Origin of the sequence: Fluoribacter dumoffii NY 23, assembly GCF_000236165.1 — a bacterium.
Lineage (GTDB): Bacteria > Pseudomonadota > Gammaproteobacteria > Legionellales > Legionellaceae > Legionella > Legionella dumoffii.
On record NZ_CM001373.1, the window covers coordinates 1,809,979 to 1,827,320 of the forward strand.

Below are 17,342 nucleotides of genomic sequence, written 5' to 3' on the forward strand. Positions count from 1 at the left end.
GGATATCTGCTTTCGCTTCACCCAGGGCTTTGATAAGGATGGCTTGAATTATTTCTTTTAGGAGGGTCTTCCGGCAGGTTTATTAGGATCTGCTTCAGTGGGGTATTCCAATACTATCACCTTCGTGCCTATTTTGAAGAAGTTTTCACTTAACCACTTGGCAGCACTTGGGAAAATACGTACACAGCCGTGGCTTGATGGATGCTCTGGCACTTCATAGGCTGCGTGAATGGTATATCCTTGGTAGAAATAGGTACAATATGGCATTTTAGCGCCACCTTTTTTATCTACGGGATATTCCCCGGACTTACAATCAACTCCTCTGCGATTATATACTTTGAATGTTCCTGTAACAGTTCGGCATGATTGATTTGCATTTTCTTCACAAACATCTACTCCCGCTGAACCTCCACCGGTTAATAATCGATTGCCTTCCTCATCGTAGGCAGCCCATGCTGAAACTTTCGGATCAAAGATAAAGCGTTTTTCGCCTGTTGCCTGAATTTTTTGAGGAAAATAATCACGACCTCTTTTATCCTTTGTATAATGGATTGTCCGATGCACATAACCCGCATCATCAGTAATCAAAGTAGAAGGATCATTCTCAACGCAGGATGTTAACCCACCTATACATAGCAACAAACCTGCCCAAAACAACTTTTTCATTTGAATTTTATCTCCAATTAATTAAACATTTCTTCAAGCTAATTGCCTGTTTTTTGATGATGCATAGAATCCAGCAGGATTAAAAAATCCTGCTGGCGCAGTACTTACAATACTGCGAATTAAACTTAAGATTCGAGCTTACGGTATCTAATACGCGAAGGCCTGTCTGCTGCATCTCCTAAACGACGTCTTCTGTCAGCCTCATAGTCACTGTAATTACCTTCAATAAAGGTTATTTGTGAGTCGCCTTCAAAAGCCATCAGATGGGTACAGATTCTATCTAAAAACCATCGATCATGCGAAATCACAATCACGCACCCTGGAAAATTGAGAATTGCCTCTTCCAAAGCACGTAATGTTTCTACATCCAAATCATTACTGGGCTCGTCAAGTAACAACACGTTTCCACCACTTTTCAATAGCTTGGCCAGATGGACCCGGTTACGCTCCCCTCCGGAAAGTTGCCCCATTTTCTTTTGTTGATCGGTGCCCTTAAAATTGAAACGTCCTACGTAAGCGCGTGAGGGCATTTGAAAACTTCCGACTTGCATAATGTCATGGCCATCGGAAATCTCTTGCCATACGGTTTTATTGGGATCCAATTCATCCCGCAACTGGTCTACATAAGCTAACTGTACTGTTTCACCAACTCGAATTACCCCATCATCGGGCTCTTCCTGACCGGTAATCATTTTCAAGAAGGTAGACTTACCTGCTCCATTAGGCCCAATAATCCCTAAAACTCCTCCTTTGGGAAGTTTAAAATCCAGATTATCAATTAGGATCCGCTCGCCAAATGATTTTTTAATTTGTTCCCCTTCAATAACCAAATCCCCTAAACGCTCACCTGGCGGGATATAGATTTCATTTGTTTCATTGCGTTTTTGAAACTCCTTGGAGTTCATTTCTTCAAATCGCGCGAGACGGGCTTTATTTTTAGCATGGCGACCTTTAGGTGATGTACGAACCCAGTCCAACTCAGCTTTGATCGCACGTTGATGAGCATCTTCTTGCTTTTGCTCCATTTCCAGGCGGGCTTCTTTTTGCTCAAGCCATGAAGTGTAGTTTCCTTTATAAGGAATTCCTTCACCACGATCCAGCTCTAATATCCATTCCGCAGCATTATCCAGGAAATACCTATCGTGAGTAATGGCCACGACTGTACCAGGGAAATTTTCAAGATAATGCTCTAACCAGGCTACTGATTCCGCATCCAGGTGGTTTGTTGGCTCATCAAGCAGCAACATATCGGGATTGGAAAGCAGCAAACGACATAAAGCCACCCGTCGGCGTTCACCTCCTGATAGTTTACCCACAATTGCATCCCAATCGGGCAAACGCAGTGCATCAGCTGCCACATCAAGTTTTCTATCTAAATCCCAGCCGCCGCCTGCTTCAATTTCATTTTGTAATTCGCCTTGCTCTGCAAGTAAATTATTCATTTCATCATCGCTCATCGGCTCTGCGAAACGCATGCTGATTTCATCAAAGCGCGCGAGTTTTTCTTTCATTTCCTTCACGCCCTCTTCAACCACTTCACGCACGGTTTTATTCAGATCCAACTGGGGTTCTTGCTCAAGATAACCGATTTTAATTCCCGGCTGTGGTCTTGCCTCACCTTCATAGTGGGTATCAACTCCGGCCATAATCCGCAATAAAGTGGACTTTCCAGAACCATTTAATCCTAATACACCAATTTTGGCACCCGGGAAAAAACTCAATGAAATGTCTTTTAAAATAAACCGCTGATTTTCTACAATTTTGCTCACACGGTTCATGGTAAAAATATATTGTGACATAACTACTCCGTCATTTTAAAATTGCCTTTGAGGTTCAGTCTGAAACAGCCCTACCACTCAAGAATTACTTTGCCAGATTGACCAGATGCCATAATTTGGAATGCCTTTTGATACTCATCAACCGGAAAACGATGAGTTATCACAGGTGAAATATCCAGTCCACTTTGTAACATGGCAATCATTTTATACCACGTTTCAAACATTTCACGGCCGTAAATTCCTTTAATTACCAATCCTTTAAAAATTACCTGATTCCAGTCAATGGCTGTTTCCTGAGGAGGAATTCCCAGCATGGCTATATGCCCGCCATGATTCATCGCTTTCATCAAGTCGTTTAATGCCATAGGATTACCTGACATTTCCAAACCGACGTCAAAACCTTCGAGCATTCCCAGCTCAGCGGTAACATCGGATAATTTTTCATACTTGACATTTACTGTCCGGATGCCGCCCATCTTGCGAGCCAAATCCAGACGGTAATCATTCACATCAGTAATAACTACGTGGCGTGCCCCTATATGTTTTACTATAGCAGCGGCCATGATACCAATCGGGCCTGCACCAGTAATCAATACATCCTCCCCGACTACATCGAAAGCCAGCGCGCAATGAGTCGCATTACCAAAGGGGTCAAGGATGGAAGCCTGCTCTCCGGTAATATTATCAGGAAGGACAATCACATTGGTGGCGGGTATGGATAAATATTCGGCAAAACAACCGGGTCTATTAACTCCAACCCCTAATGTATTACGGCAAAGATGGCGCTTTCCCGCACGGCAATTTCGGCAGAAACCACAAGTTATATGCCCTTCGCCAGAAACACGTTGGCCTACCTGGAGTCCCTGGACTTCCTGGCCTACTGCAACAATTTCACCATAAAATTCATGACCTACAGTCATAGGTACAGGAATAGTCGCTTGCGCCCATTCATCCCAGGAATAAATATGAATGTCAGTACCACAAATCGCTGTTTTTTTAATCTTAATTAACACATCGTTGACGCCATACTCAGGGATAGCGACTTCTTCCATCCAAATTCCAGGTTCCTTTTTCGCCTTGACTAATGATTTCATAAAAGTACCTCAAAAAAAGATTTTCTCTGCATTAAGAGAAAATGCCTTTACTTTAAATAACAGAAAATTCCTTACCTACAATCTCAAATGCCTCAATGGCTTTATCCAAATGATGTAACTCATGCGCCGCAGACATTTGGGTACGAATTCGTGCCAATCCTTTAGGTACTACGGGATAGGAAAAACCAACCACATAAATGCCTAATTCAAGTAAACGGTTCGCCATACGTCCGGCCAAACTTGCATCTCCCAACATAACCGGGATAATGGGATGTTCCCCAGGAATTAATTGAAATCCTAATTTGCTCATTCCTTCGCGAAAATAACGGCTGTTGCGCTTTAATTTTTCTGCCAGATGGTTATCCTTCATCAAATTATCCAAAACAATGCAGGAAGTGTGTGCAATTACTGGGGCCAAAGTATTTGAGAACAAATAGGGTCTGGACCGTTGCCGCAACCAGTCAACAATTGTTTGATTTGAGGTAGTGTAACCGCCTGAAGCACCTCCCAAAGCCTTACCCAGGGTGCCGGTAATGATATCAATACGATCACTGACCCCAAAATGCTCAGGGGTTCCGCGGCCATTTTCGCCCATAAAACCTACGGCATGGGAATCATCTACCATTACCATGGCATCATATTTGTCTGCCAACTCACAAATGGCTGGAAGATTTGCCAAAATTCCGTCCATTGAAAATACTCCGTCTGTAGCAATCAAACGAAATCGGGCATTTTTAGCAGCAATCAATTGTTCTTCCAAAGCTTTCATATCGTTGTTCGCATAGCGATAACGGGCTGCTTTACAAAGCCGAACCCCGTCAATGATACTGGCATGGTTCAATGCATCGCTAATGATGGCATCCTCTTCACCTAGTAAAGTTTCAAAAAGCCCTGTATTTGCATCGAAACATGAGGAATATAATATAGTATCTTCTTTGCTTAAAAATTGGCTTATTTTCTGCTCGAGTTGTTTATGAGGGGTTTGTGTACCACAAATAAACCGTACCGAGGCCATTCCATAACCGTATTGAGCGAGCGCTTTTTGGCCTTCAGCAATCAGTTTGGGGTCATTGGCCAAACCTAGATAGTTATTCGCGCAAAGATTAATTACTTCTTTATGATTTACTGTGACATCAGCTTGTTGCTGACTGGAAATAACACGTTCGCTTTTATATAAACCCTCGCTTTTAAGTGTCGCTATTTCAGCTTGCAAATATTCTGTAAATTGCTCAAGCACAGTATTCTCCTATATGTTAAAGTATTACAATATTTCAAAACCCATTTAACAGGCGCTTTCGAAATAAGGCCAAATCAATTTAGAAAACCATTAAAAATTGCGGATCATATCAAACTTTAAACAGAGTCACCACGAAATTAAGGATTCAAACATTATTTCTTAGCACATGCGCTATTTTTTTGCTAAGATTGAGCCCAAGTTTTAAAAGTGTGTTGACAATTCGCTTCTGCCACCTCGTTTCACAGCTTCCGGGGATTCTAAAATTTCAAATGTGGATCACCGCGAATAAGTCACTGAACGGCGGCTTTAGCAAATGAATAGTCAATCTTTATCTAAAACAATCAACACGGTAGAGCAAATGAGTTATCAAAGCGCACGCATTAATATGGTTAAGCAGCAACTTCGAACTGGCGATGTTCTAAATGAATCCATACTTAATTTGTATGAAATTGTATTCAGACATGAATTTGTTCCCGAACAATTTGTAAATTTTGCTTACTCAGACATGCAAATCCCTCTTAATCATGGTCAGCGCATGCTAACCCCTTTGGAAGAAGGGCAAATTTTGCAATCCCTCGACCTGCAAGGTCATGAAACAGTTTTGGAAGTCGGAACCGGCAGTGGATTTTTTACTGCATTATTAAGTAAATTATGTAAAAAAGTAATCAGCGTTGATTATTATGCTGACTTTACCGCCAATGCGGCAAATCAACTAAAAAAACATCACTGCGATAATGTGGAACTAATCACTGGGGATGCAAGCCAGGGTTGGTTAGAAAATGCTCCCTATGATGTAGTTGTTTTCACCGGTGCCGTAGAAAAAATAAACGAAACCCATAAATTGCAGATTCTTCCTGGAGGCAAGTTATTTGCCATAGAAGGAAAAGCACCTGTAATGCAAGGTCGTTTATATGAACTGGATCATGAGGAACATTGGCATGACACCATCATTTTTGAAACAAACATTCCTTTACTGATCGATAAATCAAAACCAAAAGAATTTGTTTTCTAGGGATTAGTTTAATGAAAAAATTGCTGTTCTGCTCTTTCATGACTTTGGGTTTGTCCTCCTCCCTTTTTGCTGCAACAGATTTAATGGATATCTATCATCAGGCTCTGGAAAACGATCCAATCTTCAAGAATGCTTATGATACTTACATGGCAAATGCAGAAGCGCTTCCGCAAGCACGCGCTGCATTGCTTCCTCAAGTTGGCATTACTGCCAAAGCCACTCGAAACGTTTTCCACGTAAACGATGGTATTTTTACCATTCGAGACGATTATTACAATTCCAGAATGTGGCAGGTTTCTGCCTCTCAGGCTATTTTCAATTATCAGGCATGGGCTAGAGTCCAACAAGCAAAAGCTTCCGTAAAAGCAGCACAGGCTACCTTCAATGATGCAGCCCAGGATTTGATTCTTAGAACAGCCAAAGCCTACTTTGATGTACTTTTTGCCCAGGATACTTTAAATTTTGCTGAAGCAAAAAAACGCGCCAACATGCGCCAGTATGAGCAAGCAAAACAGCGTTTTGAAGTAGGCCTTGATCCCATTACTTCAGTTTATGAGGCAAAAGCGGCCTACGATCAATCCGTAGCTACAGTTATTGCCTCGCGTAATAATCAAATTAATCAAAGCGAGAATTTAAGAAAACTGACCAACCATGTTTACGAAGTAATAGCACCGCTGCGAAACGGAAAAATTCCACTTATCAAACCGGAACCCAACATTGTAGAACAGTGGATTGATACAGGGCTTAAACAAAACTATAAGCTGTTGTCGGCCAAATACAATCTGGAAGTGGCGCGGGAAAATATGAAAGCGCTTTCGGCAGGGAATTGGCCTACCATTGCACTGCAAGGAAGTACAGCTGAAACATCCAATGAGATAAACTCAACGAATCCTTTATTGCCTGCTACCCAAAAATTATCATCGGTGGGTTTAGCCTTAAATTTCCCTGTATTCCAGGGAGGACTGGTACGCTCGCAAACGCGGCAAGCCCAGCATAACTTCCAGGCAACCAGCGAACGCGTTGAGCAATCCTACAGGGATGTTGTAGTCAATAGCCGGATTGCTTTTAATACGATCACCGATGGAATTAGCAAAGTAAAAGCAGACAGACAAACAGTGATATCGCAACAAAATTCATTGGAAAGTACAGAGGCCCAATTTGAAGTGGGTACCCGCACCATGGTGGATGTAGTAAATGCACAACAGCGTTTGTTTGAAGCGCAAAATCAGCTTGCCAATGATCAATACAGTTTGATTAATGCGGTTTTAACCCTGAAATACTTGGCCGGAACATTAAATGTGAATGATCTGGAGTTAATCAATTCCTGGTTAGAAACAACTCGAATCAATACCAAGCTGCCGATTGCAAGCAAAACCACCAAATAACTATTTTTTAGGTTTTTAAATCATGTCCAATCCGTCTCAAGTTGAAAAAAAATTATTGCATTATACAGGCAAAGCCATCGCAGATTTTAACATGATCCAGAAAGGAGATCGGGTCATGGTCTGTTTATCAGGTGGCAAGGATTCCTTTACTCTTTTAACTATACTGGAGCAGTTACGTCGGCGTTCTGGTAATAAGTTTGAACTTTTTTCCTTTACTTTGGATCAGGCGCAACCCGGTTGGGATGATTCCGCTTTACGCCAATGGCTTGCTGATCGCGCCATCCCTCATGAAATACTTACCCGTGATACCTACAGCATTGTCAAAGAGAAAATTCCAGAAGGTAAAACATACTGCTCTTTATGCTCACGCCTGCGACGCGGTATTATTTATCGTTATGCAGAGGAACAGGGCTATAACAAAATCGCCCTCGGCCATCATCGGGATGACTTGGTTCGTACTCTCATGATGTCTATCTTATATAATGGTGATATTCGCTCCATGCCACCCAAGTTACTCAGTGACAATAAAAAACATATAGTCATCAGGCCATTATGTTATGTTCAGGAAAAAGACATCATTACCTTCGCCCAGGAACAATCCTACCCTATCATTCCCTGTACTCTTTGCGGATCCCAGGAAAATCTGATGCGTAAAAAAGTAACGCATTTAATTAATCAGCTTGCCGAGGAAAACCCCAAAGTTCCAAGCAATATTCTGCATGCGCTGCAAAGTCTTAAGCCGAGTCAACTTATGGATCAAAGCATGTGGAATTTCAAAAATCTTGAGCAAGGATTAATTACCCCTCAGGTAACTGCGATGGATGAAGTTTTTAGTACAGAGGAATTTGAACCGCTTGAAACATAAAACCTAAAGTTTAAAATTAATTCCAAACCGGATACGCTATGTATCCGGGATCCTCCTCCCCTCTTTATTTCTTTCCTGGCCTCTGGTTAATTCAACCCCGAATAAAAACAAATAAACTTATTGATCAATTTTCAATCAAAAAGAAAATCAAAACACCAAGGTCTTAACTAAAACGCAACATTTTAATAACATTTTTGTTACAATCATGTTTTAATAAACAACACTTTAGTCTAAAATTACAAGCATTTCTCTTAGTTTGATTATCACTTTGTTAATAGGGAACCTAATCAATGTTTACGAATACACAGGTTGATTCACGCATATTTCGAATTTATCTCAAACGTTATTTTAAATTTGATTTTATTGCCGCCATAGTCGTATTTCTTGTTGCCATCCCTTTATGCCTAGGTATTGCTTTAGCGTCTGGGGCACCACTTTTTTCTGGAATTTTAAGTGGGATTATTGGTGGGGTCATTGTGGGTTTTTTAAGTCAGTCCCACGTCAGTGTCAGCGGACCTGCTGCAGGGATGGCTGCTGTGGTAGTAGCTGCTATTGCCCATATTGGCGATTTCAACTCATTTTTAGTTGCTTTATTGCTTGCAGGTGTCCTTCAAGTCATCATAGGAAGTTTAAGAGCGGGATTTGTCGCGGACTATGTACCCTCCAACGTGGTCCAGGGTCTTCTTTGCGCAATAGGTATTCTATTAATCATCAAGCAATTACCCCTCGCATTTACCCTCTCTGCAGATTTCAATGAACTTAAAACTCATTTGCTGGAAACCACTGAGGAAATCAAATTAAGCCCTATCCTTGCTTTATACCATCACCTCAACACTGGGGCGATGTTAATTACAGTACTTTCAATAACCACATTAATCTATTTTGATTTGACGAAAAATAAGATTCTTAAGGAAATACCTGCCCCGATTCTCGTCGTGATTTTGGGGGTTTTGCTAAATGAACTTTTTTTATGGACTGATTCAAGTCTGGTACAGAATTCACCGCAGCTTGTAAATATACCTCATACGGATGGTTTTCAGGAGCTGATTAGTAAACTCGAATACCCTAATTGGTCTGCACTTTCCAATCCCCAGGTCTATATTTATGCTTGTATCATAGCCATTGTTGCATCGCTTGAAACATTATTAAACCTCAAAGCAGGAGAAAAACTGGATAAAAAACGCCGCCATCCTTCAACAAACCGAGAATTGATTGCCCAAGGGGTTGGAAACCTGACTGCAGGTTTGATCGGGGGAATTCCCGTGACCTCAGTTATCGTGAGAACCTCCGTTAATATTCAGGCAGGCTCCATAAGTAAAATATCTACTATCTTACACGGTATTTTCATTTTCTTGGCCGTCATGTTAATTCCGGGAACTTTAAATAAAATACCTTTGTCTTCACTCGCTGCCATCCTGATTTATACAGGTTATAAATTAAATAAACCCTCTATTTACCGCTCAATTTATGCCCAGGGAAGCGACCGCTTTATTCCCTTTATTGTCACCATAATGGGTATCATCATCTTCAATTTATTGACCGGCATTTTAATTGGACTTGCTGTGAGCTTGTTCTATATCCTGAAATCAAATAGCCAGGCACGGATAAATATCCTTAAAGAGATCCATCCTACTGGGGAAATTAATCGTCTGGTCCTCCCCCAACAAATGACATTTCTTAATAAAGCTGCCCTGATTGCTGAACTTGACTCCATACCCAGAGAGTCACAACTCATTATTGATGCGCGCTATACTCAGTACATTGATAAGGAAATTTCAGAGTTGCTCAAAGAATTTAAAGAGGAACAGGCGCCTAATAAAAAAATCGCTCTAAATCTTATTGGTTTTAAAGAGCATTACAAGGTGCATAACTATATTGATTTCATCAATGTAACAACCTATGACGTGCAATCACACTTATCCCCAGCACAAGTATTGAATATTCTCCACGAAGGAAATCAGCGCTTTCTCAACGACACGCTGATTCACCGCTCAAACCAGGTGGATATCAAGCATACAGCCAAGGCACAGCACCCGATTGCCATTGTACTTGGCTGCATTGATTCAAGAGTGCCTGTAGAAACAATTTTTGATATGAGTTTTGGAGATATCTTTTGCGTGCGTGTCGCTGGTAATGTAGTGAATAATGATGTATTGGCCAGTATTGAATACGCGTGCAATGTCGTGGGAGTTAAGCTTATTATAGTTCTTGGCCATTCGCGTTGCGGCGCCATTCAGTCTGCATGTGATGGAGTGGAGAAAGGCCATATTACGGAATTACTGGCTAAAATTAAACCTGCAATTAATGCCGAGATTCAAACCTCTGAAAATCGTCACAGTAAAAATAACACCTTTGTGAACCACGTTACCGAGTTAAACGTAGCCAATGCAATGCAAGGAATTTATGAGCAAAGCCCAATTCTCCATGAAATGATTGAAGAAAATGATATTGCCATGGTGGGTGCTGTTTATGACGTGCAAACAGGTAAAGTTCATTATAAAAATTATGCCCATGAGCTGCGCCAACTAGGTGGAAAGGAGAATGAGCATTTGGCTTCCAAATTAAATGCCTTATTAGAAGAAGCTAAAATTAAGGTATAAGCTTTTTCAGGTTTTTACCCCCTGACAGCGAAGCAAAAGTAATCCAATAAAACAGGTTGCGCTTCGCTGTCCCCCTGCCTGTCTTAATGATCTGTTATTGAAAAGAAACTTCTGTATAATGCTTTCCAATCTAGAATATCACTACTTCAGGAGCAGAAATGCGTGCATCTCAATGGTTTTTAGCAACTCTTAAAGAAACTCCAAGCGATGCGGAGATTGTTTCCCATAAGTTAATGCTAAGAACAGGAATGATTCGGAAGCTGGGCTCAGGACTTTATACCTGGATGCCTTTGGGTTTAAAAGTTTTGCGCAAAGTAGAGCAAATAGTACGCGAAGAAATGAATCGCATCCATTCCATGGAATTACTAATGCCTGCAGTACAACCTGCAGAACTGTGGCAAGAAACTGGGCGTTGGGAAACATTTGGTGGGCAGCTTCTTACTATGAAAGATTCCAATGATCGGGAATATTGCTTTGGCCCTACCCATGAAGAAGTAATCACCGATATCATGCGCAACGAATTGCAATCCTATAAACAATTGCCTGCGAGCTTTTATCAAATCCAGACTAAGTTTCGCGATGAAATTAGGCCGCGCTTTGGTGTAATGCGGGCGCGGGAATTTATCATGAAGGATGCTTATTCGTTCCATTTGAATTTGGAAAGCCTGCAAAACACTTATAAGGATATGTATCAAGCTTATTGCCGTATTTTTGATCGCATGGGTTTAAAATACCGTGCAGTGGAAGCAGATACAGGAGCTATCGGCGGCTCTGCATCTCATGAATTTCAAGTGTTGGCTGACTCTGGAGAAGATTTGATCTTCTACAGCGATAAAGGAGATTATGCGGCAAATATTGAGCAAGCGACCAGCTTAAGACCTGAAAAAGCCATTCCTGCCAAACAAAAAATGATTTTGGTGGATACCCCAAATCAAAAAACAATAGCCGAAGTAGCACACTTTATGGGTGTAAGCAGCAGTCAAACTGTTAAGACACTGATTGTAAAAGGAAGTGAACATCCCATGGTTGCATTGGTTTTAAGAGGCGATGATGAATTAAATGAGGTCAAGGCAACCAAACATCCTTTAGTCGATTCTCCCTTACAATTTATTGATGAAGAGACAGTCCTTAAAAGCTTGAAAGCACCTATCGGATCATTAGGACCAGTCAATTTATCGATTCCAGTGATTGCCGATCATCATGCATTGGCCATGGATTCTTTTATTTGTGGCGCCAATCAGCCGGACAAACATTATCAATATGCTGCCTGGGATAAAGACATCACTGATTATCTGGAATATGACTTGCGTAACGTAAAAGAAGGTGACATTAGCCCCGATGGTAAAGGCATCCTGCATTCTTGTCGTGGTATTGAAGTAGGCCATGTGTTTCAGTTAGGTGATAAATATGCCAAAGCCATGAATGCCTCAGTAATTAACGAACAAGGCCAATTAGAAACCATGTTAATGGGATGTTATGGTTTAGGTATTACCCGGGTTGTTGCTGCAGCTATCGAACAACATCACGATGAGCAGGGAATTATCTGGCCTCAAAACATCGCCCCCTTCCAGGTGGTCATTATTCCTTTAAACGGACATCGCTCGGAAGCAGTTAAAATGCAAGCCGATGCCCTTTATGAACGTTTAAAAGAGTTGGGCGTCGATGTTTTAATTGATGATCGTAATGAGCGGGCAGGTGTATTATTTGCGGATCAGGACTTAATTGGTATCCCGCATCGTATCATTGTAAGTGATCGAAACCTGGAGCAAAATTGCATTGAATATAAAAATCGGGCAACGGGAGAAATGCAACAGCTAAGCCTCGATAGAGCAATTGATGCAATAGTAAAACTCCTGTCATAATACAAATCTGTTTTATTTTTTAGACCGGATTAGCGCTGGTTAATCCGGGTGTTTCGTCCGGGTTTCAGTCACCCTCCACCACCCACCTTTTTCAGTCTGTATGCACTCTGATTATTGATGCTTTCTCAATTCGTATTATTTCTCTCCCGGGTTACCCTGGGTATTTAAATAAGCAAGTGCTTCATTATTTTTCAGTGCGTTTACTCCAATAACACTGATTTGATTATAACCCACGTCCAAGGCATACAGTGTTGCAGTTTCAGCCAATGCCAATGCCCCCTCATCACCAATTTGATTATGATTCAAACTCAAATTTTGCAGCTGTATTGCATTTGCCAGGTTTTTTGCTCCCTCATCGCCGATTGAATTATTATTTGCATACAGGTTATTCAGCGAGCGCATTTTTGCCAAAGCAATAATTCCCTCATCACCAATGAAATTTTTATCAATATTGAGCATGGCCAGATGATGCAAAGCAGCCAAAGCCTGAGCTCCTTCTATCCCCACCCTGCAATCCGCAATAGAAAGCCATCTCACCATACTGGCTTGAGCCAAAAGAGCAGCCCCCGCATTATGTATAGGATTTTTATCCAGATTAAGATAAAACAAATTAGGTTTACGGACTATGGTTGGAATTCCATCCTGATCAATATTATTGTTTTCTAAATCAATGAAATTAATGGAGTGGTTATTTTCCAGAAATTTTATACCCTCATTGCCTAAATGGTTATTGCCAAGATATAAGCTTTTTAATGTTTCATTTGCAAACAATGCCCTTGCACCGGCTGCACCAATTTGACTTTTTCTTAGAGAAAGGTGAATCAGGGTTTTATTTTTTGCCAGTTCTTTTGCCCCGGAAGCGCCAATAGGATTGCTGTCGAGTGAAAGGAAAAACAAGGTGGAATTCTTTGCTAATGCTTCAGCGCCGTAAGGGCCAATATGGTTCTCTCCCAAAAGAAGATAGATCAAAGAAGTATTTTGGGATAAAGCCTCAGCCCCCAGTGAGCCGATGCGGTTTCCTGTGAGGAAAAGATAACGGATATGTGTATTGGACGCGAGCAACTCTGCACCTTGATATCCAATCTGGTTATCGGATAAACTCAATCGAGTAATTTCAGGGTGTTTGTCAAGATAGGCAACGATATGTGGAATATCCCGATCGTGCAGATGGCATTGATCCATAAACAATCCACCGTCACTGGCATGAGACTCAATACTTTCAATACACTCATTGCCTTGCAGTACAGAATTTTTAATGTTTTCTTTAGCAAATAAAGGGGAAATTATCAGGCTCAATAAAAAAGAAAAACTAAAAACTGCTTTTTTCATCATAAACACAATCCTTTTGCTTCAATCTATGGCCGCGGCTTAGGAAAAAATACCCGCGAACAACCCACTGGCAAGAGTGAAAGAATACCCCTTTTTCAGTACCAGATTCAAAGTAAAAATTTGGAGTTATTCCTCATTATGATGAGCGAGAGTGCTTTCTAATCCTCTTTACAAAAAAATTTAGGCCCCAAATCCTCTTGAAGTTTGACTCATCCCTTTCTCAGTTGCTGGATAAACTCTTCTTCGATTTTATAGTGAAGACAATTGTTTTTTAGTTTCTCAATAAAACCTAATTCTTCCAATCTATTCAGAGGAGCCATAATATCAGGAGTCAACTCATATCGAAATCGAGGTACAGATGAATTTATCAGAGCTTCCTTATCGACAACAAAAAACTCCCGGACATTCTTGTACACCAGGTTATTAATATCATTTTTAATAAGACCCATGAAATGGGGGTAGTCTTGAAAAAGCAGGTCCAAATCCAGTATTTTTTTATTTTTTATGGCGAGAGCGCCTTTTCTGTTAGTCCTGTATTTTTGTACCTGCCACCCACCCAGACCTGTAGCAAGGCAGCCAGTTAAAAAGCCGAATAAAAAAGAAATGTCCATGGAGATAGTTTAAATTTTGATTATGAAAGCAGGATCAGGTAACGATCACAAGTTGATTAATTATATAACATAAATGCATTAAAAGTAACAATAACATGCGAAATGTCCCTTACGCTATTTGCTTGATTTTTTTACCGTGTGTCAATAAACTACGCCTGATTTGTTCTGTTTTTTCTGAGCCTCATAAGCTGACGGCAGAACTAGTGCATCCTTATAACTCATGTATAGAGGAACATATGCTCAAAAAATTCTTCATCTTTTCTTTTATGGTTTTAGTGAGCATGATCACCGCCTGTGGTCCCATTTATAATACCGAGTATAGTTTTGTTCCCCCAAAATCAGATATAGCCAAAATGTGCACTGCCCAATGCATCCAGGGAAAAAATGATTGTGAACAAAGTTGTCGGGTAGACAATGAAAATTGTCGTATGAGAGCTCAGCAAAACGCTCTGTTTGAATACAAACACTATAAAGAAGAGCAAAAAAGAATGGGCTTACCCGTTAGTAAATCAATAAATGACTTTGACCGCAGCAGCAGCTGTAACAATTCCTGCCAATGTGCGTCGACCTACAGGGCGTGTTATTCCGCCTGTGGTGGCGAAGTCAGAGAACACAAGGTATGTGTGGCTTTTTGTGACCAGCACCAATAAACAGGCATGTTGCAACTGAATTCAAATCCAGCAATTTTCCGCATTAAATTGCTGGTTCTATAAATTTTGGCGGTAAAAATGTTCGATAAACAGGCCATTACCGATCAACAAATCATTGAGTGCTTAAGAAGGGCCTACCGCATCAATGCGCTTAAACTGAGCCAGCTCGCATTAGGGGCTGATATGAATGCTTCCCTATACAAAGCAGACTCACCAGATCAATCCTACTTCGTCAAATTAAAAAAAGGGACATTTCAGGATGTGGGGCTTGATGTTGTGAAACTGTTGTCTCATAACGCGATTCAACAAATTATTCAGCCAATTGCAACAAGCGCCAAGCAACCTGTTCTTGATATTGATCCGTTTTGTCTTATCGTCTATCCCTTTATTAAAGGAGAAAATGGCTTTAACCAGGAATTAACGGAAGAGCAATGGATAACCCTGGGCAAAACTTTAAAACGAATCCATGAAATAAATTGTCCCGATTTCATTGCCCAACGAATTCGAAAAGAATCGTATCCTGCGAAATGGAGAAAAAATGTACGCGCATTTTTAAAGCAAATCGAAGGGATAGTTGCCGTCGAGGAATTTGCATTCAAATTGCTCACCTTCATAAAAGAGAAGTTGGGGATTATTATTAAACTGGTGGAGCGCGCTGAATATCTCGCTCAAAGAGTACAAAACAGTCCACGCAAACTGGTTTTATGTCACTCTGATCTGCATGCAGGCAATGTATTACTGACGTCTGATCAGTCTTTTTATATCGTGGATTGGGATGAACCGATAATGGCCCCCAAAGAACGGGATTTGATGTTTATCGGTGGTGGTGTAGCTAATGTTTGGAATTTGCCCTATCAGGAAGATCTTTTTTATCAAGGTTATGGTAAGACCGAGATCGATCCCATGCTTTTAACCTTTTACCGCTGTGAACGCATTCTAGAAGATATTGTTATTTATACTCAGCAATTTTTTTCGCGAGCATCAGAAAACAGAAATGACGTTCAAACCTATCACCATTTTATCGATATGTTTGCACCCAATGGAGTGGTAGATATAGCTCTCAGTACCACGGTATAATGATTTCATGCAAACCTCAAATCCTGCTTTTCAATTCAAACATTGAGTCTATTTATTTTACAATTTAAAAAACCTTTGCCACACTTTAATTGAGACTTACGCAGAGCAGAAATAATAATGAAAAAAATTCTTCTTTATTTTTTAGCATTCATTGGTGTACTCGCTATTTTATTCATAATTTCTCAATGGTTTAACCGGGCCGGTACGACAATGTATGAAGCTTCTCCTGTCCCCATGCAAGCCGTAGTGGGAGGCCCTAATTACGCTGGCGGTCCCATAGCAATGATGCGTGATAAGGTGCAGACTAATTCGAGCCAGACTCCAGATAACGTGATGCGGGGGATGATTATTCGCAATGCAGACATTTCCTTACAGGTCAATAACATTAATTCGACCATGGAAAAAATCACGCAATTAGCAGAGAGTTCCGGGGGCTATGTAGTAAACTCCAATTTAGTACAGGATAATAACAACGCCAGTAATACCACTGCAAATATCAGTATAAGGGTACCTGCTCAAGGGCTAAATAATGCATTAAGTGCTTTGAAATCACTGGCGACACAAGTCATCCAGGAGTCAGTAACCGGTGAAGACATTACCCAACAATTTGTGGATTTACAAAGTCAACTTACTAATCTGCAAACCGCCAAGGAACAATTAACAAAAATCATGGCCAGCGCAACAAAAACCTCGGATGTTTTAAGTGTATTCAAACAGTTAAATGACATCCAGGGGCAAATCGATGTGCTGCAAGGACGCATAAAATATTACAAGGAATCTGTCGCTTTTTCGTTAATCAATATTAATTTAAGCATGAATCCTTTGATTCAAACAAACCAACAAAAACAATGGAAAATTACAGAAACGTTTATTGACTCTTATCATGCTCTGGTAGATCAATTACGCAATGTTACTTACGGTTTAATCGCATTTTTCGTGTATTTTTTACCCTTGATTTTATTATGGGCTTGTATTGTTTTGGTAATCCTTTGGGTTGGAAAAAAAATCTGGAAAAGTTTTAATCAGAGGTAAACGAAGATTAGGTGCATCCAATAAAACCTAACTTAAAAAAACTTTCTGGCTTTGGCAAATAGTAAGAGATTATTTTATTTATTTTTCAGTCACCACAGCCAGGAAGGCATGAAAAATGCAGTAGATATCTTATAAACCGAAATT

At 40.6% G+C, this 17,342-nt stretch carries 14 protein-coding genes; 8 read left to right on the top strand and 6 right to left on the bottom strand.

All coding sequences use genetic code 11. The annotated features are described in order from the left end of the window. Nucleotides 1–57: 57 nt before the first annotated feature. The 4 genes from KYQ_RS08165 to KYQ_RS08180 all read right to left on the bottom strand — a co-directional run bounded on the left by KYQ_RS08165 (nucleotide 58) and on the right by KYQ_RS08180 (nucleotide 4,775). Entirely contained in the window at nucleotides 58–666 is a 609-nt protein-coding gene (locus KYQ_RS08165; RefSeq protein ID WP_010653062.1) for a L,D-transpeptidase, read from the bottom strand. A 125-nt stretch (nucleotides 667–791) separates the two neighbouring features. Then, on the bottom strand, nucleotides 792–2,465 hold the full coding sequence (gene ettA, locus KYQ_RS08170; RefSeq protein WP_010653061.1) for an energy-dependent translational throttle protein EttA: 1,674 nt from the start codon (nucleotides 2,463–2,465) through the stop codon (nucleotides 792–794). A 50-nt stretch (nucleotides 2,466–2,515) separates the two neighbouring features. Beyond that, nucleotides 2,516–3,538: an L-threonine 3-dehydrogenase gene (gene tdh, locus KYQ_RS08175; protein WP_010653060.1), complete on the bottom strand. Its 1,023-nt coding sequence runs from the start codon at nucleotides 3,536–3,538 to the stop codon at nucleotides 2,516–2,518. Between the two features lie 52 nt (nucleotides 3,539–3,590). Continuing rightward, entirely contained in the window at nucleotides 3,591–4,775 is a 1,185-nt protein-coding gene (locus KYQ_RS08180) for a glycine C-acetyltransferase (RefSeq protein WP_010653059.1), read from the bottom strand. 358 nt (nucleotides 4,776–5,133) lie between these two features. On the opposite strand from KYQ_RS08180, the gene KYQ_RS08185 reads away from it, so the two are divergent. The 5 genes from KYQ_RS08185 to KYQ_RS08205 all read left to right on the top strand — a co-directional run bounded on the left by KYQ_RS08185 (nucleotide 5,134) and on the right by KYQ_RS08205 (nucleotide 12,499). Continuing rightward, nucleotides 5,134–5,787, top strand: a complete 654-nt coding sequence (locus KYQ_RS08185) for a protein-L-isoaspartate O-methyltransferase family protein (protein WP_029489015.1) — start codon at nucleotides 5,134–5,136, stop codon at nucleotides 5,785–5,787. An 11-nt stretch (nucleotides 5,788–5,798) separates the two neighbouring features. After that, nucleotides 5,799–7,172 carry a TolC family outer membrane protein gene (locus tag KYQ_RS08190; RefSeq protein ID WP_010653057.1) on the top strand — a complete coding sequence of 458 codons (1,374 nt, stop codon included), beginning with the start codon at nucleotides 5,799–5,801 and terminating at the stop codon, nucleotides 7,170–7,172. A 22-nt stretch (nucleotides 7,173–7,194) separates the two neighbouring features. Continuing rightward, nucleotides 7,195–8,037 (top strand): tRNA 2-thiocytidine(32) synthetase TtcA, encoded by an 843-nt coding sequence (gene ttcA / locus KYQ_RS08195; protein WP_010653056.1) that lies wholly within the window; start codon nucleotides 7,195–7,197, stop codon nucleotides 8,035–8,037. 290 nt (nucleotides 8,038–8,327) lie between these two features. Further along, a complete protein-coding gene (locus KYQ_RS08200; RefSeq protein WP_010653055.1) occupies nucleotides 8,328–10,637 on the top strand; it encodes a SulP family inorganic anion transporter in 2,310 nt (769 codons plus the stop codon). Between the two features lie 158 nt (nucleotides 10,638–10,795). Continuing rightward, nucleotides 10,796–12,499 carry a proline--tRNA ligase gene (locus KYQ_RS08205; RefSeq protein WP_010653054.1) on the top strand — a complete coding sequence of 568 codons (1,704 nt, stop codon included), beginning with the start codon at nucleotides 10,796–10,798 and terminating at the stop codon, nucleotides 12,497–12,499. Between the two features lie 135 nt (nucleotides 12,500–12,634). On the opposite strand, the gene KYQ_RS08210 is transcribed toward KYQ_RS08205, so the two are convergent. Together KYQ_RS08210 and KYQ_RS08215 are read right to left on the bottom strand one after the other, a co-directional pair. Further along, nucleotides 12,635–13,831: a leucine-rich repeat domain-containing protein gene (locus tag KYQ_RS08210; protein ID WP_010653053.1), complete on the bottom strand. Its 1,197-nt coding sequence runs from the start codon at nucleotides 13,829–13,831 to the stop codon at nucleotides 12,635–12,637. 206 nt (nucleotides 13,832–14,037) lie between these two features. Further along, entirely contained in the window at nucleotides 14,038–14,439 is a 402-nt protein-coding gene (locus tag KYQ_RS08215; RefSeq protein ID WP_010653052.1) for a hypothetical protein, read from the bottom strand. A 236-nt stretch (nucleotides 14,440–14,675) separates the two neighbouring features. Between KYQ_RS08215 and KYQ_RS08220 the strand changes: the two genes are divergently transcribed. From KYQ_RS08220 to KYQ_RS08230, 3 genes are all read left to right on the top strand, one after another. Beyond that, the gene (locus KYQ_RS08220; protein WP_010653051.1) at nucleotides 14,676–15,089 is read left to right on the top strand and encodes a hypothetical protein; all 414 of its coding nucleotides are present in this window, start codon (nucleotides 14,676–14,678) and stop codon (nucleotides 15,087–15,089) included. A gap of 78 nt (nucleotides 15,090–15,167) precedes the next feature. Next, nucleotides 15,168–16,166 carry a phosphotransferase gene (locus KYQ_RS08225; RefSeq protein ID WP_010653050.1) on the top strand — a complete coding sequence of 333 codons (999 nt, stop codon included), beginning with the start codon at nucleotides 15,168–15,170 and terminating at the stop codon, nucleotides 16,164–16,166. Nucleotides 16,167–16,283: 117 nt separating this feature from the next. Further along, nucleotides 16,284–17,198: a DUF4349 domain-containing protein gene (locus KYQ_RS08230; RefSeq protein ID WP_010653049.1), complete on the top strand. Its 915-nt coding sequence runs from the start codon at nucleotides 16,284–16,286 to the stop codon at nucleotides 17,196–17,198. Nucleotides 17,199–17,342: the final 144 nt, after the last annotated feature.